15 protein-coding genes are annotated in these 16,165 nt (G+C 54.2%); 13 read left to right on the plus strand and 2 right to left on the minus strand.

The genetic code is table 11. The annotated features are described in order from the left end of the window. Positions 1–65 precede the first annotated feature (65 nt). A complete protein-coding gene (locus tag HQL52_03205; GenBank protein ID MBF0368443.1) occupies positions 66–428 on the minus strand; it encodes a cytochrome c in 363 nt (120 codons plus the stop codon). A 32-nt stretch (positions 429–460) separates the two neighbouring features. Next, a complete protein-coding gene (locus tag HQL52_03210; GenBank protein MBF0368444.1) occupies positions 461–1,120 on the minus strand; it encodes a c-type cytochrome in 660 nt (219 codons plus the stop codon). Between the two features lie 777 nt (positions 1,121–1,897). Here HQL52_03210 and HQL52_03215 point away from each other — a divergent pair. From HQL52_03215 to HQL52_03275, 13 genes are all read left to right on the plus strand, one after another. Then, complete coding sequence (locus HQL52_03215) at positions 1,898–3,658, plus strand: beta-propeller fold lactonase family protein (protein ID MBF0368445.1); 1,761 nt, start codon at positions 1,898–1,900, stop codon at positions 3,656–3,658. 164 nt (positions 3,659–3,822) lie between these two features. Continuing rightward, on the plus strand, positions 3,823–4,248 hold the full coding sequence (locus tag HQL52_03220) for a hypothetical protein (protein ID MBF0368446.1): 426 nt from the start codon (positions 3,823–3,825) through the stop codon (positions 4,246–4,248). Between the two features lie 45 nt (positions 4,249–4,293). Further along, entirely contained in the window at positions 4,294–4,932 is a 639-nt protein-coding gene (locus HQL52_03225; protein MBF0368447.1) for a cytochrome b N-terminal domain-containing protein, read from the plus strand. An 18-nt stretch (positions 4,933–4,950) separates the two neighbouring features. Next, positions 4,951–5,637 carry a hypothetical protein gene (locus tag HQL52_03230; protein MBF0368448.1) on the plus strand — a complete coding sequence of 229 codons (687 nt, stop codon included), beginning with the start codon at positions 4,951–4,953 and terminating at the stop codon, positions 5,635–5,637. Positions 5,638–5,672: 35 nt separating this feature from the next. Continuing rightward, positions 5,673–6,866 carry a hypothetical protein gene (locus HQL52_03235; protein MBF0368449.1) on the plus strand — a complete coding sequence of 398 codons (1,194 nt, stop codon included), beginning with the start codon at positions 5,673–5,675 and terminating at the stop codon, positions 6,864–6,866. Then, on the plus strand, positions 6,863–7,852 hold the full coding sequence (locus HQL52_03240) for a hypothetical protein (protein MBF0368450.1): 990 nt from the start codon (positions 6,863–6,865) through the stop codon (positions 7,850–7,852). Before HQL52_03235 ends, HQL52_03240 begins: the two co-directional genes overlap by 4 nt. Positions 7,853–7,891: 39 nt before the next feature. Continuing rightward, positions 7,892–8,818 (plus strand): cytochrome c, encoded by a 927-nt coding sequence (locus HQL52_03245; protein MBF0368451.1) that lies wholly within the window; start codon positions 7,892–7,894, stop codon positions 8,816–8,818. A 384-nt stretch (positions 8,819–9,202) separates the two neighbouring features. Beyond that, positions 9,203–9,739, plus strand: a complete 537-nt coding sequence (locus HQL52_03250; GenBank protein ID MBF0368452.1) for a hypothetical protein — start codon at positions 9,203–9,205, stop codon at positions 9,737–9,739. Between the two features lie 142 nt (positions 9,740–9,881). After that, positions 9,882–10,820, plus strand: a complete 939-nt coding sequence (locus HQL52_03255; protein MBF0368453.1) for an ATP-binding cassette domain-containing protein — start codon at positions 9,882–9,884, stop codon at positions 10,818–10,820. Next, positions 10,817–11,602: an ABC transporter permease gene (locus HQL52_03260; protein ID MBF0368454.1), complete on the plus strand. Its 786-nt coding sequence runs from the start codon at positions 10,817–10,819 to the stop codon at positions 11,600–11,602. Before HQL52_03255 ends, HQL52_03260 begins: the two co-directional genes overlap by 4 nt. Next, positions 11,599–13,173, plus strand: a complete 1,575-nt coding sequence (locus HQL52_03265; GenBank protein ID MBF0368455.1) for a GldG family protein — start codon at positions 11,599–11,601, stop codon at positions 13,171–13,173. Before HQL52_03260 ends, HQL52_03265 begins: the two co-directional genes overlap by 4 nt. Further along, complete coding sequence (locus HQL52_03270; GenBank protein MBF0368456.1) at positions 13,170–14,129, plus strand: DUF4340 domain-containing protein; 960 nt, start codon at positions 13,170–13,172, stop codon at positions 14,127–14,129. The genes HQL52_03265 and HQL52_03270 overlap by 4 nt, the downstream gene beginning before the upstream one ends. Before the next feature lie 714 nt (positions 14,130–14,843). Beyond that, on the plus strand, positions 14,844–16,100 hold the full coding sequence (locus tag HQL52_03275) for an ABC transporter substrate-binding protein (GenBank protein MBF0368457.1): 1,257 nt from the start codon (positions 14,844–14,846) through the stop codon (positions 16,098–16,100). Positions 16,101–16,165 lie beyond the last annotated feature (65 nt).

Genomic DNA, 16,165 nt, shown 5'->3' on the forward strand with positions numbered 1-16,165 from the left:
CCACACCACCATGGGGGGTGATGCGGCCCATTCACGAAAATGCCAAGGTTACGGCTGGATCAGCCTTACTTGCCCTTGCAGTTACACATCACACGCAGATAGGCCACCAACCCTTCGGTCTCTGCATCGGTAATGGTCTGGGACCAGGGGGGCATGATGGGGGATTTGCTCACAGCAGGCCCGCCATCCTTGATCACGTTGCGCATGTCGTCGTCGGTGAGCTTGCTCATCTCGGCGCCGTTGGTAAAGTTGCGCGGGGTTACCGGCATATCCTTGGTAACGTTGGGTCCGTCTCCCTTACCGGTGGCTCCGTGGCACTGGGCACAATAGAACTGATAGACCTGTTCGCTATCTTCAGCCCGAACATCGCTTGCGGTCAAAAGACCGAAGGTGACCAGGGCAGCGGCGAAGATGGGAAGTTTGGGCATTGTCAACATCCTCTCATCCAGATTTCTTGCGATCACTTAAAATTGGCCACGAAGGCGGAGACGTTTTTGATGTCCTTGTCTTGGAGGATGCCTGTGAAAACCGGCATCATCTTGACGGGCTTGAACACCTTGGGCTGGGTCATGTAGGCATAGATCCAGTCCGGGTTGAGCCGCTTCTTGGCCCCGACCAGGGTGGGGGCGGAGAGACCACCGGAGATCTTCTTGCGGTCCGGATAGAGATGACACCCGGAACAGGGCTGCTTTTTGGTGAAGATCATCTTGCCTTTCACGTTCTTCTTGGGCTTGATGACACCCGCCTTGACCGCGTCAGAGGTGAGCCCCATGAGGAAATCCGTCACGTTGGCGGCATCCCCACCAGCCAGCTTCGGATGGTCACCGGCATTTTTTTCGGTGAGGGAGTTGTATTTCAAAGGACGAATCGGTTGGGGATCCTGCAACCAGCCCGCAAGCCAGGGTTTTTGAAACTTGGAACCGGCATACCATAGCTCCGGACCCTTTTTGGCCATTTGGTCGGCGATGGTTTTTTCCTGAGCCGGGCCTTGGGTGTAATGACACTCCTGACAGTTATTGGCTTTGAAGGCCGCTTCCCCGGCCGCTGAATCGGCCTTGGCTGCAACAGGCGCCGCCAACAGCAGGCCCATCCCCAGAAAGACCCTTACCGCTCGTTTCATCTCGCTCTCCTTGAATCCGGTGATCATGCATGTGGCCTGTTGCCGACCTTAAAAAAAATGATCCGGCAACCAACCTGCTAAAATCTTCACAGTACTATTTTGCCAAAAGACATTTCACAATTTGATATTTGGCAAAATAACACCCAAAAGGGTGCTTTATTTAACTCAGAGGAATGTATTTAAAGCCGAAATGGACGTCTTGGTCAACCACCTCTATAGAACATTCCGATACGGGGTAAAAATAAGTCTTGGTGAGCGCTTTCTCCAACCCCACTTCTCTTAAGATTCAGGCACTGAGGGGCTGAAAAAGTGTTTACCCCTTTGCGCCCCCCATGGTTCACGGGAGTCATTCAACACAATCCAGATCGTAGAATATCCGCCAAGATCGCTGTGCAAATGGCCCAAACATGGGAAGCCCCTCTTTTTCGCAGCCGCCAAGGCTAGCCAAAAAATGTCTTCCCTAACTTAACCAGCATCAATTTTTGTAAAAAAATTAAGATCTACACCTCTTTTTTTGCGGTGCAAAAATAAAAATCGGTAAAAATTGTCCTGAATCAAGCGATATGCTCTTTTTGTCTTGGACAATCCAAGAAAATACAGTAGAAAGACTGTTCGGTGTGCCATATGCCCGACCCTGAGCGGTCACAGTGTGGCATATGGCACAAGCGTCCGTCCGACTACTGTTTAACAAAATCGTTTAATGGATTCGGGACAGAGCTGACCTGGACGAAAGCATAAAGCGAAGGCGTCCATGTCTCAACAAGGGGGTAGGTAGAGATGCAAGGAAAACTCAAGAAAACGTTGATGCTGGCAGGCGTCTCCTCGGCATTCCTGCTTGGCGGAATGTTGCCGGGAGAGGGTGTTGCCAAACCCAAAATCCCGGCGTGGATGCACGGATCCGAGGTTCCCACCGAGCTGCCCACAGTCGACACGCAGTTGATGTACAACGCGGGTGGTTTGGATGGTAAGGTCGCCATCCTCGGTATTCCCAGTATGCGGACCTACCGCCACATCGATATCGGCGTGGATCTGCATGAGCCGGTGTTCAGCGGTACCAACGCCGGTAACAAGAACGGTACCTCTGACGGCAAATATCTTTACGTCAATGACAAGGGTGCCAACACCATTGGTGTCGTCAACCTGCAAACCGGCTTCCTGGAGCGCCTCATCTCCATGCCGGTGCCTTTCGGCATCCATCACATCTCTCTGGACGACACCGGCAAGTTTCTCTACGCCACCGGTGAGCTCTCCGGTAAGATGGCCAAAGTGGAGATTTCCACCGGTAAGGTGCAAGTGATCGACTGGGGTCCTGCTCCCAGCGCCCCTGACTATCTGGATGTGGACAAGAAAGGTCGTTACGTCTTTTCCGGTAACTACTACCACTCCACCGTGGGTGTCTTTTCCACCAACCCCTTCAAGCTCATCAAGGAAATCCCCGTGGGTAAGAATCCCCACGGTACCGACGTGATTCCCGAGAGCACCCTGGTGATTGTCAGCGACAAGCTGTCGGCCACCATGACCGTGATCGATGTGGAAAAGCTGGCTGTTAAAAAGGTCATCCCGACCTGTGCTGGTCCTCTGCACTCGGTGATGGATGTCTATGATGCCAATGGCGGCACCTACGAGCCTGGCAAGGACAGCCCCGAAGGTCTCACCTCCAAGTATGCCTACGAGAGCTGCTTCGTCTCTGACTCCAACGTCAAGATCGACCTGAAAAAGCTGGAAGTGGTGGATGAAATTCCCACTCACTACCGCACCGGTCACATCGCGATTGCCCAGGACAACAGCTACGTTTTTGCTCTCAACAAGTTTTCCACCGGTCTCTTCAGCCCCACCGGCGTGATCTTCCCCGTGAACTTTGAGATGTGGGATGCCCGTGAGGATAGCCCGACCTACGGTAAAACCATGCGCATCATCCCCGTGGATGGCGAGCCCCACAACGCCAAGGTGATCCACTCCTATCAGGTGAAGCGTTGGAACATGGGTCAAGCTGAAAAGGGTGGTCTGCTCAGTGGCGACACCCCGGCCCTCTTCCCGGCTCACCGGTCCAAGTCCAAAGTGTCGTTCCTGCCCAAATCCAAAGAGCCCCCGGGAGTCCGGATGAAGGATGGCGTCAAGGAGGTCCACATCAAGGCCTTCAGCTATGGCTACATCCCCCGTCAGGTTCGCGTGAACAAGGGTGAAAAGGTACGTATCTTCGTCACCAACATCGATCGCGCTTCCGGTATCACCAAAAACCCCGACGTGACCATGGGCTACACCATCTATGGTCCCTACGGTCTGCGTACCAACCTGAGCGCCCCCCGTGGTGTGACGGCGGTGACCGAATTTGTGGCTGACATTGCTGGTGAATATGAAGTCTACTGCCAGCATTTCTGCGGTCCTCTCCATCTGGAAATGCGCGGTACCTTCTTTGTGGACGATCCTGAGAAAGAAGCCTCCAACCTCGCCATCGGTGACTATAAAGAAGCCCAGGAACTGCCTGGTCTGACCGAAGAAGGTGAGCTGGAGATCGCTCCGGTGGTTGAAAAGTTCTAAATCTGTAGAAAACCTCTTCATCGTACACCTCCCCCCCTTTTTTTCGGGGGGGGAGTTTTCACAAACCATAAACATGCATAGGAGATCCGCTTATCAACAGCCTCTTAAATCCTGGCGGATTTTCGGTACGATCCTTTTTCGCTCTCCTGCTGCTCCTGGGTATCTTGAATGGATGTGGTGCCAAGGAGGAAGCCCCCCCTCCGCTGCCGACTGAAACGGCGGATGTGGTGGTGAAGCGGTTTTATGAATTGATATCCGAAGCCCAGATTCGCGGCGGATCCCTCCCCATTCGGGAGGCGTTCAAGCTGATCGATAGTGAAAGTTCCCAGATCAGCCAAGCCAAATTTGTCCAAATCGTCAAACGCTACCCTTCGGGATTTCAGATCCAGGTAGTTGATACCAAAGTGAGTGCCAAAGAGGGCAATGCGGCGGTGACGATTTCGTATAAGATGCCTTCCATGTTTGGTGACGGCTACGACGTTCAGACCGACGTATTGCTGAAAGTGGACAAGGCCAGCAACAGTTGGAAAATCGACTTTACCGGGGAAACCGATGATCAGGACCCCAACGCCATGAAACGGCAAGGTTAGGATCTGGGTCGGTCAAAGCCGGAACCCGAAGGAACGAAACCACTGATGTCTGGAAAATTTTCCAACTGGCTGGAGGAGAGAACCGGGTTCAGAACATGGTCCCGGCGCAAGGGGGCCCAAGCGGTTCCCAGCCATGTGGGATGGTTTCACTACTGCTTTGGCGGTTTAAGTCTTTTCATCATCGTGTTACAGGTGCTCTCCGGGATCTTCATGGTCTTTTTTTACAAGCCGGAGCCCCTGGAAGCGCTGAAGAGCATTGAATATTTGAGCAATGAAGTCACCCTGGGATGGTTTTTCAGGAATCTGCACCGGTGGGGATCCACGCTGCTGATAGCGACCATTTTTACCCATATGATCGCGGTGATTCACCAGCGGGCCTACCGCAACCCGAGGGAGCTTAACTGGGTATCGGGTCTGTTACAGTTCATGGTGGTGTTTTTGCTCTTGGCCACTGGATTGATTTTACCCTGGGACTGGCGGGCCTACTGGTCATTTTCGATTTGGGTGGATTATTTCGCCACCTGGCCTTTGGTCGGTGATTTTTTGAAAAATTTTCTGCTGGATACTTTTTCCATCAACCGCAGCTTCGTGCTTCACATTCTGGTGCTGCCGTTGACGCTTTTCATCCTGCTTTTTTTCCATTTTCGAATGGTCAAAAAGCATGGCATCTCGGAACCGCTGTGAGGGGTCTCGGGAAGATGGATGGCTGACATGTCTGAAGAGCCGGATATCATACGGGATCCCAAATATGATCCCCCCTACCCCCAGGACTTTTACCGGTTCTGGCCCAAACATGTCTTCAAAACCATTTTGGTCTTGGGACTTTTGATGGGCGGGTTGGGTTATCTGACTTTTCAGTTTCAGGTACCGATGGATTCCAACATGCCACCTCTGCCGGATGAGGGAATGTGGGTTCCGGCACCGGAGTGGTATCTCTTTACCCTGTTTCAGCCCTTTTGGTACCTCACGGGGGAGGATGTCAGCTGGCGACCTCTCTTCACTTTCTGGGTGCCGGTTGGGGTGCTGATCCTGCTTTTTGCGATGCCATTTGTGTTTGGCCGCAAGCGGGCTCCGGTGGAGGGTGTGGGGGTTGTCAAGCGGACCGGATTGGCGGTGCTTTTTCTGTTTATCTGGGGTGCGGGTATCGCTGGCGTGGTGGGGAGTGGTTATCCTGCCAAGACCACCGGCTGTCCTTCCTGCCACAACCCGATGATGGGTCAGCGGCAGGCACTGCCTCCGGCGGATATGGGCAAGTTTTATCGGGAGGCCCGGGAGCAGCAGATTCAGGTGGGACGTTACCGGATCGGCAACACCATGGGGATGGGTGACTCCTACAAGGATGCCAACTGGCAGTTGCGGCACTTTTATGAACCCACGATGACCTGGTAGTGAGTGTCATGGATGATACGGGTAGGAGATGGGGTATGCGGGCCTTGATCCTCTCTTTGGGGATGCTGGTGGCGATGGTTGGCGGTGAAGTGATTGCTGTGGAATCCCAGCCAATGCAAGAGTTTCAGCTGCCTGAAGGCATGAGTGCCATACAGGATCTGGCGGTTGATACGGCATCGGGTGATGTCTGGTTTGTGGAAAAGGTGGGCAGGCAGTTGGGTCGTTTTCATTTGGCTGATCAGACTTTTGCCACCCACTCGCTTCCGGAAGCTTGGGGGGATGTTGGCTTTGCCACCATGACCCGGGGTCCGGACGGTACTCTCTGGTTTACGGTCAATCGGGGTGTGCAGGTGGTGGAGGAGACCCACTATTTGGGGGCTTTTGATCCGACGAAGGGCGTTTTTTCCCAGCACCCTCTCCCCCCGGGAAGTGCTCCTGAAGCGTTACAGGTCGCATTGGATGGCGTGGTGTGGTTTTTGGATCCGGATGCCAACAGCGTTCGGGCCTATGATCCCCGGGATCAATCCCTCAGGGATTTTGCGATTCCCACACCTCATGCTCAACCTCGTGGGATTGCTTTGGCCCGGGATGGTTTGGTCTGGTTTAGCGAACCCAACATCAACCGCATTGGCAAGCTGGATCCCAAGAGCGGTGAAGTGACGGAATATGATATTCCCACACCGTTTGCCAATCCCGGTGCGATCACGGTGGATGGCCGGGGGTTGGTTTGGTTTGTGGAGATGACCTCCAATCGGTTGGGACTTTTTTATCCCGATCTGGAGCGGTTTGACGAAGCGGAGATTCCCACCCCTCGGGGGTTGCCGGTGGCTCTGGCTGCGGATCAGGAAAATCGGATCTGGATATCGGAACTGCGGGGCAATCAGATGACCCGGTTTGATCCGGCGGAGGCGACTTTCACTTCGGTGGCTGTACCGACTTTCAACAGTCTGCCGGGGGAAATATCACTGGATCTGGAGCGTCAGCGGCTGTGGTTTTCGGAGAGTGCCACCGAGGCCAAAAAGCTGGGTATGTTGAATATTGGTGTCGATCAGGTACCCGGGGTAGCGGAGTTGAATGCCGCTGAGGCTGAATCCACCACTGCCCAGAAGGAGACGCTTAAGGGGACTGATTCCAAGAGCACTCTCTATTTGGGATTGATTTTGCTGGTCATTCTCGGTGCGGTGACGGCGCTGGCGCTTAAAAATCCTTGGCGCGGGGCACCCAAATGAGGCGAACCCTGCTGCTGGCGGTGCTCTTGTTACCGTTCATGGGATTCGAAGCCTGGGGATCGTCGGGGTTTAAAAGTTTTCCGCTCCCTGGGGCCCATGCCTTACCGGCCCGTATGGCGATTGATCCCCAAGGGGATATCTGGTTTGTGGAGTCCAATGGCAATCGGATTGGACGGTTTAAGCCGGAGGGAGAAAAATTTACGTCATTTGAACTCCCCACCGTTCGGGCGGTACCAGCGGATATAGCGGTCGCCCCTTCGGGAAAGATTTGGTTTACAGAGCAGGATGCCAATCAGTTGGGGGTGTTGGATCCCGAAACCGGGACGATTGTGGAGTATGACATTCCGACCATTGAGAGCCTGCCCCGGCGGCTGACAGTGGATGCCAAGGGCGTCGTTTGGTTCAGCGAATTTTACGGCAACCGGATTGGTCGGTTTGACCCCCAAGAGGGGCGCATCAAGGAGTACAAACTCCCGACACCCGGGAGTCAGCCCATGGGGATTGTGGCGCATGAAGATGGCTCGATCTGGTTTTTGGAGACCCAGGGCAACCAACTGGGTCGGTTAGACCCCGAAAGCGGCACCATTCGGGAATATCCTTTACCAACGCCTTTCATGATTCCTCAAGATCTGGCGATTGGCTTGGGGGGGAAGTTTTGGTTCGGGGCGCGCAAGGATCAAAAGCTGGTTTCGTTTGATCCGGTGTCGGAAGTTTTTCAAACCTATGATCTACCCCATGGCGGGGTGATTGCGGGGCTTTCGGCGGGAGGTAAGGGAACCATTTTGTTTTCACTTGGATTTCCTGGAAAAATCGGCATCTTCAATCCGGTTTCTCAGGGCTTTCAGGAGTTTAAGCTCTTCCTGGGCAACAGCCGGCCCAATGATATCGAGATGGACCCCCACGGGGACATCTGGTTTTCGGACATCGGCCAAAACGCCATTGTCAGGACGAGCGGTGCGGAAGTAACGAATCTATTGGTAAAGTAGTTTTATCATGCAAGGGGGACGAGAAAGATGAGGCGAAAAATGAAAAAAGCATGGTATCTGGTTCCATTGGGCCTGCTGGTGGCGGTTTCGACCCCCACGGAGAGTGTGGCAGGCGAAAAGCGGTGCCGGGTGGGTAGTACACGGGTAGAGTGTCCGGTGAAGACCGACGCACAGCTCGAAAAAGCGATCGACGCCTATGAGGCGGAAGGCAATGCCATGGCCGAAGGTAAGGCCGGAAGCACCTACGGTATCGCTCCTTTCGACTATCTGACGGGTGTGGGTAAGCATTCCGAAGGCACCACTCTGACTGAGGGTGACAGCGGCTACGGCGCTGGCACCGGTAAGACCGAGTTGTGGGATCGGGTCAAAGCCCCCAAAAAGGGTGATGCGCTCTACAATCAGTGGACCAACAACTGGTCCCCCACCTTCAAGACCACCCTGGTTCCGGGTGCGGATCCCAACGAAGGCAAGCAGTGGTACTACGTCTATTGTGTAGGCTGCCACGGCTGGCTGCTCCAGGGTGACGGTCCCAACGCCTTTTATGTAACGCCCAGGCCCCGGGTTCTCGTCGCCGGCGACTACATGAATGGCAAGACCAACCTGGAGCTGTTCTCGGTGATCAAAGGCGGCGGTGAAGCGGTGGATCTCTCCCCCTCCATGCCTTCCTGGGGTAACCTGATGCAAGATCAGGACATCTGGAACGTGGTGGCCTGGATTCGCGCCAACGCTGACGTGGGTCCGCCCAAGTCTCTCGAGGATTATCTCAATCCCAAATCCTCCTACAAGCCCAACCCCAACGACGTCAACCCTCTGAACGCGGCCCAAAATGCTGACTTTGCCGACGCTCAGGAGATGGCTGAAGCGACCCTGCCCGGTCGTGGCGTTATCGAGGGTGGCGGTTATGTGGAAGGTGGCCTGCGCAAAGCTCCCTCCGAGGTGGCTGGCAAGGTCAAGGGCGGTTACTAAGAAGGTTTTGACCCAACCGACCTGATTGATCTATCAAAGAGGGGGCACGTTCCGTGGGGCGTGCCCCCTCTTTTTTTGGGGAAAGCCACAGGATAAATTTTTGCTTTTCCAAAATGGATTTTGACTGGAACACCCCTTCAGGCAGGATAGACGTTGTGAAAAAAAGCGGGCTGGGTGAATCCTTAAACATCTGCCTAATTGACTCTCCTCAATTTTTTAGTCACCTCTTTCAGGTATACCGTCAGCAGAGTGCTCTTGTGACTGTTGACCCATTTTTTTTAAAATGGGTGGTCTGTTTTTTCTCCATTCACATTGTCACCATCCCTTGGCAAAATCAGGGACATCATTCCTCTCGGACAGTTTTCCCTCTAAGGAAGGTTTTGGATGAAGAAGGGCTTGCTCTTCACGGTGGCGGTTTTGGCCACTCTGGTGGTTGGTCTGTTGATTGTTCCGCCGCTATTGGGGATCGATCTGATGGCTCGGGCCAAGGCCCATGGGCTGGTGGCCTATTCCACTGATGAAGCGGTGGCTCTCGCCTATGAACGCTGCACGGGATGCCACGACTCGGAAAAAATCGTCAAATATTGTACCCGCTGCGGCCCACCCTTCATCGTCGCCAGCCACTTTATGCAAAAATATGTGGAAATCACCAACCAGAACGGGCTCGTGGTGGAACCTTTCACCGATGCCGAGCTGGTAGCCATCGTCCAGGTGTGGAATGCCCTGGTGGGTAACTGGGAGGTGGACTGGAAAAAGCAGGATCTGGCCAAATTGATCGCAGGGAATAAAGGGCTGCTGGGGCTTTTGGAGATCCCCCTTGATCAGCGACCCATCGAATCCGCCTTGCAGGGCAAGCGGGCTCCGGGGGCTTATATTGAAGAGCAGAATCAGCCGGCTACGGCTGGGGCTGGGGCTTCATAAATCTTTAAAATCAAAGTCGTGGGCGCTGCCCACACCCGGCAGGGAGATAATCTCCCTGCACCCGTACTTATAAGATCAAATTCAACTTATTGATGGGTTATTTGGATTTTGAATTGCGATATCAACCGATGAAAGAGGCACCATGATCGAAGTCCAAGGGCTGACCAAAGAGTTTGGCCCCCATCGCGCCATCGAAGACATCACTTTTTCTGCCGAAAAGGGAGAAGTCGTCGGTTTTCTGGGTCCAAACGGTGCTGGCAAAACCACCACCATGCGGATTCTCACCTGCTTCTTCCCCCCTACCCGGGGCAAAGCTTCCATCTGCGGTTTTGACTGCTTTGAGGACTCCCTTGAAGTGCGCAGGCGCATCGGCTACCTCCCGGAAACGGTCCCCCTCTACCGGGATATGGTGGTGCGGGATTATCTGGAATTTGTCGGTGGCATCAAAGGACTGTCAGCTCGGGATGTCAAACAAAATGTCAACCAGGTGATAGATGAGTGTGGGGTCGAAGGGGTGGCTCACAAACGGGTGAGTGAAATTTCCCGGGGATATCGGCAACGGGTGGGGCTTGCCCAAGCACTGGTCAATAACCCGGAAGTGTTGATTCTCGATGAACCCACGGTGGGGCTCGATCCTCGGCAGATTCTGGAAATTCGCAAGCTGATCAAAAATCTGGCGGGCAAGCGAACGGTGATTCTCTCCACCCATATCCTACCGGAAGTGAGCATGATCTGCGGGCGGGTAATCATCGTCAATCAGGGGCGACTGGTGGCGGTGGACACACCGGATAATCTCACGGCCCAGCTGCAAAAATCGACCCGCCTGCGAATCCGGATTTCCGGGGAGCCCAAAGAGGTGATGGCTACTTTGAGTCAGGTATCGGGTGTCAAAGAGGTCACGGCCGACCCGGCTGAGGCGCGCTGTTATCTGGTCAAAACCACCGGGGATGAGGGGGTCGGCAAGCGAATTGCCCCGGCCATCATCAACAAGGGGTGGGATCTGATTGAAATGCGAGCCGACAAGATGAGCCTGGAAGAGGTGTTCATCAAGCTCGTGACCCAAGAGGAGAACGCGGCATGAATCCCAGAAGCCTGCTGCTGGTCTACCGAAAGGAGATAACAGGCTATTTCAGCTCCTTTATCGCCTTTGCGGTCATTGCCATCTTTTTGGTGATAACCGGCTATTTTTTCTACAATATTTTGGCAAGCTTTTCCATGGTGAGCTTCCAGGCCCAAGCCAACCCGATGATTGCCAAGCAGTATAACCTGCTCAACGTCAACGAAACGGTGGTGCGGCCTCTGATCGGCAACATCAGCGTGGTGATGCTCCTGATGACGCCGCTTTTGACCATGCGCCTCTTAAGCGAGGAAAAAAAGTCAGGGACGTTGGAGCTGCTCCTCTCCTACCCGGTTCGGGAGGTGGAGGTGGTGATGGGTAAATATTTGGCCAGCTTGACGGTCTTTGCCGCCATGCTGGTGGGTACCATCACCTATCCTCTGCTGCTGATCTATCTGGGGGATCCTGAAATTCCACCGATATTGACTGGTTATCTGGGGCTCTTTCTGCTGGGGGCTGCCTTCCTGGCGCTGGGACTTTTCACCTCTTCCTTAAGCGAAAACCAGATCGTCTCGGCCTCTCTGGCCGTGGGGATTCTGTTTTTCTTCTGGTTGATGAGCTATTCGGTGATGTTTGTCTCTCCCGGTTTTGGTCGCATCATCTCCTATGTCGCCATCACCGAGCATCTGGAGAGTCTGGCCAAGGGCGTTGTGGACACCGAGGACATCATTTACTATCTCAACTTTATATTTCTCTTTCTTTTTCTGACCATTAGAAGCATGGAATCGAGCAGGTGGCGGGGATGACGAGCCGAGAGATACCACAAAATCGCGGGGGGCTGTTTCTGCTGGGGCTTCTCGCTCCGATACTGCTGGCGGCGGGTGGGGCGATCTATGCCATCACCGGTGAGCTATCCAATCTGGCGCTGGCCATCCTCTGGGCCGGGGCGCTCTCCCTTTTGCTCTTTTTCTATACCCAGTTTGAGACGATCCAGAGATTCATTGGCAGGCGCTCCACCAAATATGGGGTCAACACCTTTTTTATGGTGGCCATCTTTCTGGTCATCGTCACCCTGGTGGGGGTCATGTCGGTGCGCTACAAGGCCCGCATCGATCTCACCCAGACCGAGCGCTACTCCCTCTCCCCACAGACAGTCAAAGTGCTCAAAAGCCTGGATCGGGAGGTGGAGGCCATCGCCTTCTACCGCTCTGACGAGCGCACCCGGCAGGCGATGCATGATCTGCTGAAAGAGTATAGCTACCACTCGCCGAACTTTAATTTTTGGTTTGTGGATCCCGACAAAAAGCCCGCAGAATCAGCCAAATACGGGGTAACCTCCTATCGCACCACCCTGATACGCAGCGATGGCAAACAGGAGATTGTCGGCTTTGAGTCGGAAAACAAGGTCACCAATGCCCTGCTCAAGGTGATCCGGGATGAGATCAAGACCATCTATTTTCTCACCGGTCACGGGGAAAAGGGCATTGCGGACAAGGCTCAGAACGGCTACGCAGCGGTCAAGGAGGCGTTGGAGAAGGAACACCATGTGGTGAAGGAGTTGGCCCTCTCCCAGAACCCCGAGGTGCCCAAGGATGCTTCCGTGGTGGTGATAGCCGGTCCCCAGGCCGATTTGATGCCCAGCGAAATGGAACGGATCGATGCCTATGTGCGTCAGGGGGGGCGGCTGTTGGTACTGGCTGATCCCGGACCTCTGCCGGTTCTGACCTCTATTCTCGAAGGGTATGGCTTTACCCTGAACGAAGATATCGTCATCGACAATCAGAGCCAGATGTTTGGGGCCAACTATCTCACCCCGGTGATTGGGGGGTATCACAAAGAACATCCCATCACCCGGGAGTTCAATATTTTCACCTTTTTCCCGGTAGCACGCTCAGTGAGCGTGGTTGAAGATCCCGGTCTGGGTCGATTTAATCTGGCCCACACCTCCACCGGTTCGTTTGCTGTCATCGGCGGTGAGTTGGAGGAGGATAATCCGGAGTTTGACGAGACCAAGCATACCAAGGGACCCCTCACGGTGGCAGCGGTAGCAGGGGTCCGGGTGGAGGGCGGAGACATCTCCGGAGAGGGTGAGGGGCTGAATAAATTTGGCAAGGTGGTGCTCTTTGGCGATTCGGATTTTGCAGCCAACGGGCTCATTCAATCCGCTGGAAACAGGGATCTTTTTCTCAACACCGTGGACTGGCTGGCTGAAGAGGCAGCCCTGATTGCGGTGCGTCACAAGGAGCCGGGGCTGACACCTCTGACCCTCACCGGCACCCAGGGAAAACTGGTCTTCTGGCTATCGGTTATCATCATGCCCACCTTTGTTCTGGCACTCGGTGCTGGATTTTTAGCCCGACGGAGGCGTGTGGGTTGACTCTCTTTCGCAAATCCCTCTTCTGGTTGATCGCCCTGCTGGTGTTGGGCGGCACCTTCGAAATGATGGAGCGGGGCTCTGAGGAGTCCAAGCGGGTGGAGGCGGAAAAACTCCGTCTCCTCTCCTTCCTGCCCGAGGCGGTCACCGGTTTTTGGATCCAGGATCGGCAAGGCTCTCTCCAGGCTCGGGCAGAGCGGGATGGCGAAGGGTGGCGTCTCACCGAACCCCTTGGGGTGGCGGGAGATTCCGAGGCCATCGATAAAATCCTCGCCAATGTGGTTAACGCCCGACGGGATGCGGTGCTCTTTGATGAGACCGATCCGGGAAAATTAGAGGAACTTGGTCTCAATCCCCCAGTCATAGAGATGGGGCTTGTGACCGCTCATGGGGAGACTGTGCTCCAGTTCGGGGATAAGGGGCCGACCCATAACGTCGCCTATGCCATGTTCAAGGGGGCTCCCCAGGTTTATCGCATTCATTCAGATGTACCCAAGGAAGCAGATAAAAAAATTTCCGACCTGCGAGATCGGACCATCCTGGATTTCGACCCCATGACCGTACAGCGGGTGGAGCTGGATCGCCGGGACGAGCTTTTGGTGGTGATCGAAAACGACAACGCCCGCTGGGACATGCTGAAACCCAAACGCGCCCAGGCAGACATGACCCAGGTGCTGGCAACCCTGTATGAAATTAAAAATGGCGAGGTGAAAGCCTTTTTGGATGAACCCGACCCGGATCCGGTTCAATATGGACTGGATAATCCTCGAGTGCGCATCACCATTCAAAAACCCGGTCCGGCCAAACCCCTCTCCCTGGAGGTTGGCAAAAAAGACCGCAGCCGCCGGGGTTATTTTGCCAGGACCGGTGATAACAACTCCGTATTTGTCGTGGAAGAAAAATTGGTCCATGCCCTCCTCGCTGAACACACCGCCTGGATTGACGAGACCGGTTTATAGAATCTTTGCCCTCCTTGGCCGATTGATATTTGGGAATGGCACACCGGGGTCTTTTTGATAAATAGAGCTTGGAGATGCATCCCAATCCTGTGGAGAATCGGATAAGCAAGTTCAAAGGATAAGACCTTGGGGCTGCGCCCCAAACCCGCTGGATATGGGATAAGCAAATTCAAAGGATAAGATCAAAAGATAAGACCTTGGGGCTGCGCCCCAAACCCGCTGGATATGGGATAAGCAAGTTCAAGATAGAATTATAAAGATAAGATCAAAAGATAAGACCTTGGGGCTGCGCCCCAAACCCGCTGGATATGGGATAAGCAAATTCAAGATAGAATTATAAAGATAAGATCAAAAGATAAGATCAAAAGATAAGATCAAAAGATAAGATCAAAAGATAAGACCTTGGGGCTGCGCCCCAAACCCGCTGGATATTGGATAAGCAAGTTCAAGATAGAATTATAAAGATAAGATCAAAAGATAAGATCAAAATATAAGATCAAAATATAAGACCTTGGGGCTGCGCCCCAAACCCGCTGGATATGGGATAAGCAAGGATATTGGATAAGCAAGTTCAAAAGATAAGATCAAAAGATAAACCGTGGGCTCTGCCCACACCCGGAAGGGAGATAATCCCCCTTCACCCCTAATTATAAAATCAATGGCAAGTGATCGCCTCACCAGCTTGCTCCTATCCCGGGTAACACTGAAAAGATCATGCTGAATCGCCCAACCACCTCCCCCCTCCCCCACTTTTTGTTGATTTTGCTTCTCACCCTGACAGGCTGTGGAGAATCACCACAACCACCAGCAGAAGAGCTGGGCAAAGAATCCTGGCGAGCCGAAGTAGCCGTGCCACCCCCCTCCCAGCCCAAAGCACCCCCCGGAGAACTCGACCGCGCCTTGATGATCGGCGTGGTGGGTCCACTGACCGGTGAAGGAGCGGAATTCGGCCAGCAAGTTCGGGATGGCCTCATGACCGCAGCCCACGCCTTCAACGATGCCGGAGGAATTGACGGACAACCCATTGGGGTGATCATTGGGGATAATGAAGGAGATTCGGAACTGACCCGAGGTATCGTGCAGGGATTTCTCCAAAAAAACGTCCTCGCCATCTTTGCCGCCCCCACCGGTTGGTCCACCTTTGCAGCAACCCAAATCGTCAATCGCAGCGAAACCCTCTTTATCGCAGTGGGGCCCCGACGGCGCATCAGTCGTAGCGGCCCCTATATCTTTCGGCTGGCGCTGGCCGACGAAATCGCCATCGCCGCCCTGACCAAAATGGCTGTCTCACAGATGGGGCTTAAGCGATTCGCCCTCGTCACCTCTTCCCTTTATGAACACTCCCTCACCACCAGCGCCCTCTTCAAACAGGCGCTTCCCGTCGAGGGGGGTGAAATCGTCGTGGAAGGAGACACCTATGATACCTATACCGGTCAATCAGGGCCGGACAAGGTGGTGCCGACCCTTCTTAAAGTCGACCCCCCGGTGGATGGCATTCTTTTTACCGGAGGGGATGAGGAAGGCGCCACTCTCGCCCAAGCGCTTCAGAAGGCCGGGATCAAAGCCCCCCTCCTGGGCAATGAAGATCTCTTTACCGATCAATTTTTGCAGGCGGGTGGCGAGGCGGTGGTTGGCAGTCGTCTTTATTCTACCTGGCACCCCAAATCCGATACCCCTCACATGGGTCGTTTCCAAACCGGATTTTCCCAGGTGAGTAAACTGGGGGTGCCGGAACGTTTTGCCGCACTGGCTTATGACGGCTTCATGCTGTTGGCCGAAGCCATTCAAAAAGCCCGCTCCACCAAGCCCTCCCAGGTACGGGAAGTTTTGGTCAACCCGGAAGGTTTCCCGGGGGCTACCGGCCAGACCGCATTTGCCGAGGATGGTGAAGCAATCAAAGAGCCTGTCTTGATGGAAGTGCAATCCCTAAACGGCCAAATTCAATTTGTGCCGCTGCCGCCAGAGAGTTAATGCCGAATCCACCACCCTGGCACACACGCCATCCGGTCGCCTAACCCACCAGCTACCAACTGGTT

It is taken from the genome of Magnetococcales bacterium (assembly GCA_015232395.1).
In the GTDB taxonomy this organism is placed as follows: Bacteria; Pseudomonadota; Magnetococcia; order Magnetococcales; family JADFZT01; genus JADFZT01.

Coding starts and splice junctions, on each gene's coding strand:
- HQL52_03205 (MBF0368443.1), bottom strand. CDS start 428: ATGCCCAAACTTCCCATCTTCGCCGCTGCCCTGGTCACCTTCGGTCTT.
- HQL52_03210 (MBF0368444.1), bottom strand. CDS start 1,120: ATGAAACGAGCGGTAAGGGTCTTTCTGGGGATGGGCCTGCTGTTGGCG.
- HQL52_03215 (MBF0368445.1), top strand. CDS start 1,898: ATGCAAGGAAAACTCAAGAAAACGTTGATGCTGGCAGGCGTCTCCTCG.
- HQL52_03225 (MBF0368447.1), top strand. CDS start 4,294: ATGTCTGGAAAATTTTCCAACTGGCTGGAGGAGAGAACCGGGTTCAGA.
- HQL52_03230 (MBF0368448.1), top strand. CDS start 4,951: ATGGCTGACATGTCTGAAGAGCCGGATATCATACGGGATCCCAAATAT.
- HQL52_03235 (MBF0368449.1), top strand. CDS start 5,673: ATGCGGGCCTTGATCCTCTCTTTGGGGATGCTGGTGGCGATGGTTGGC.
- HQL52_03240 (MBF0368450.1), top strand. CDS start 6,863: ATGAGGCGAACCCTGCTGCTGGCGGTGCTCTTGTTACCGTTCATGGGA.
- HQL52_03245 (MBF0368451.1), top strand. CDS start 7,892: ATGAAAAAAGCATGGTATCTGGTTCCATTGGGCCTGCTGGTGGCGGTT.
- HQL52_03250 (MBF0368452.1), top strand. CDS start 9,203: ATGAAGAAGGGCTTGCTCTTCACGGTGGCGGTTTTGGCCACTCTGGTG.
- HQL52_03255 (MBF0368453.1), top strand. CDS start 9,882: ATGATCGAAGTCCAAGGGCTGACCAAAGAGTTTGGCCCCCATCGCGCC.
- HQL52_03260 (MBF0368454.1), top strand. CDS start 10,817: ATGAATCCCAGAAGCCTGCTGCTGGTCTACCGAAAGGAGATAACAGGC.
- HQL52_03265 (MBF0368455.1), top strand. CDS start 11,599: ATGACGAGCCGAGAGATACCACAAAATCGCGGGGGGCTGTTTCTGCTG.
- HQL52_03275 (MBF0368457.1), top strand. CDS start 14,844: ATGCTGAATCGCCCAACCACCTCCCCCCTCCCCCACTTTTTGTTGATT.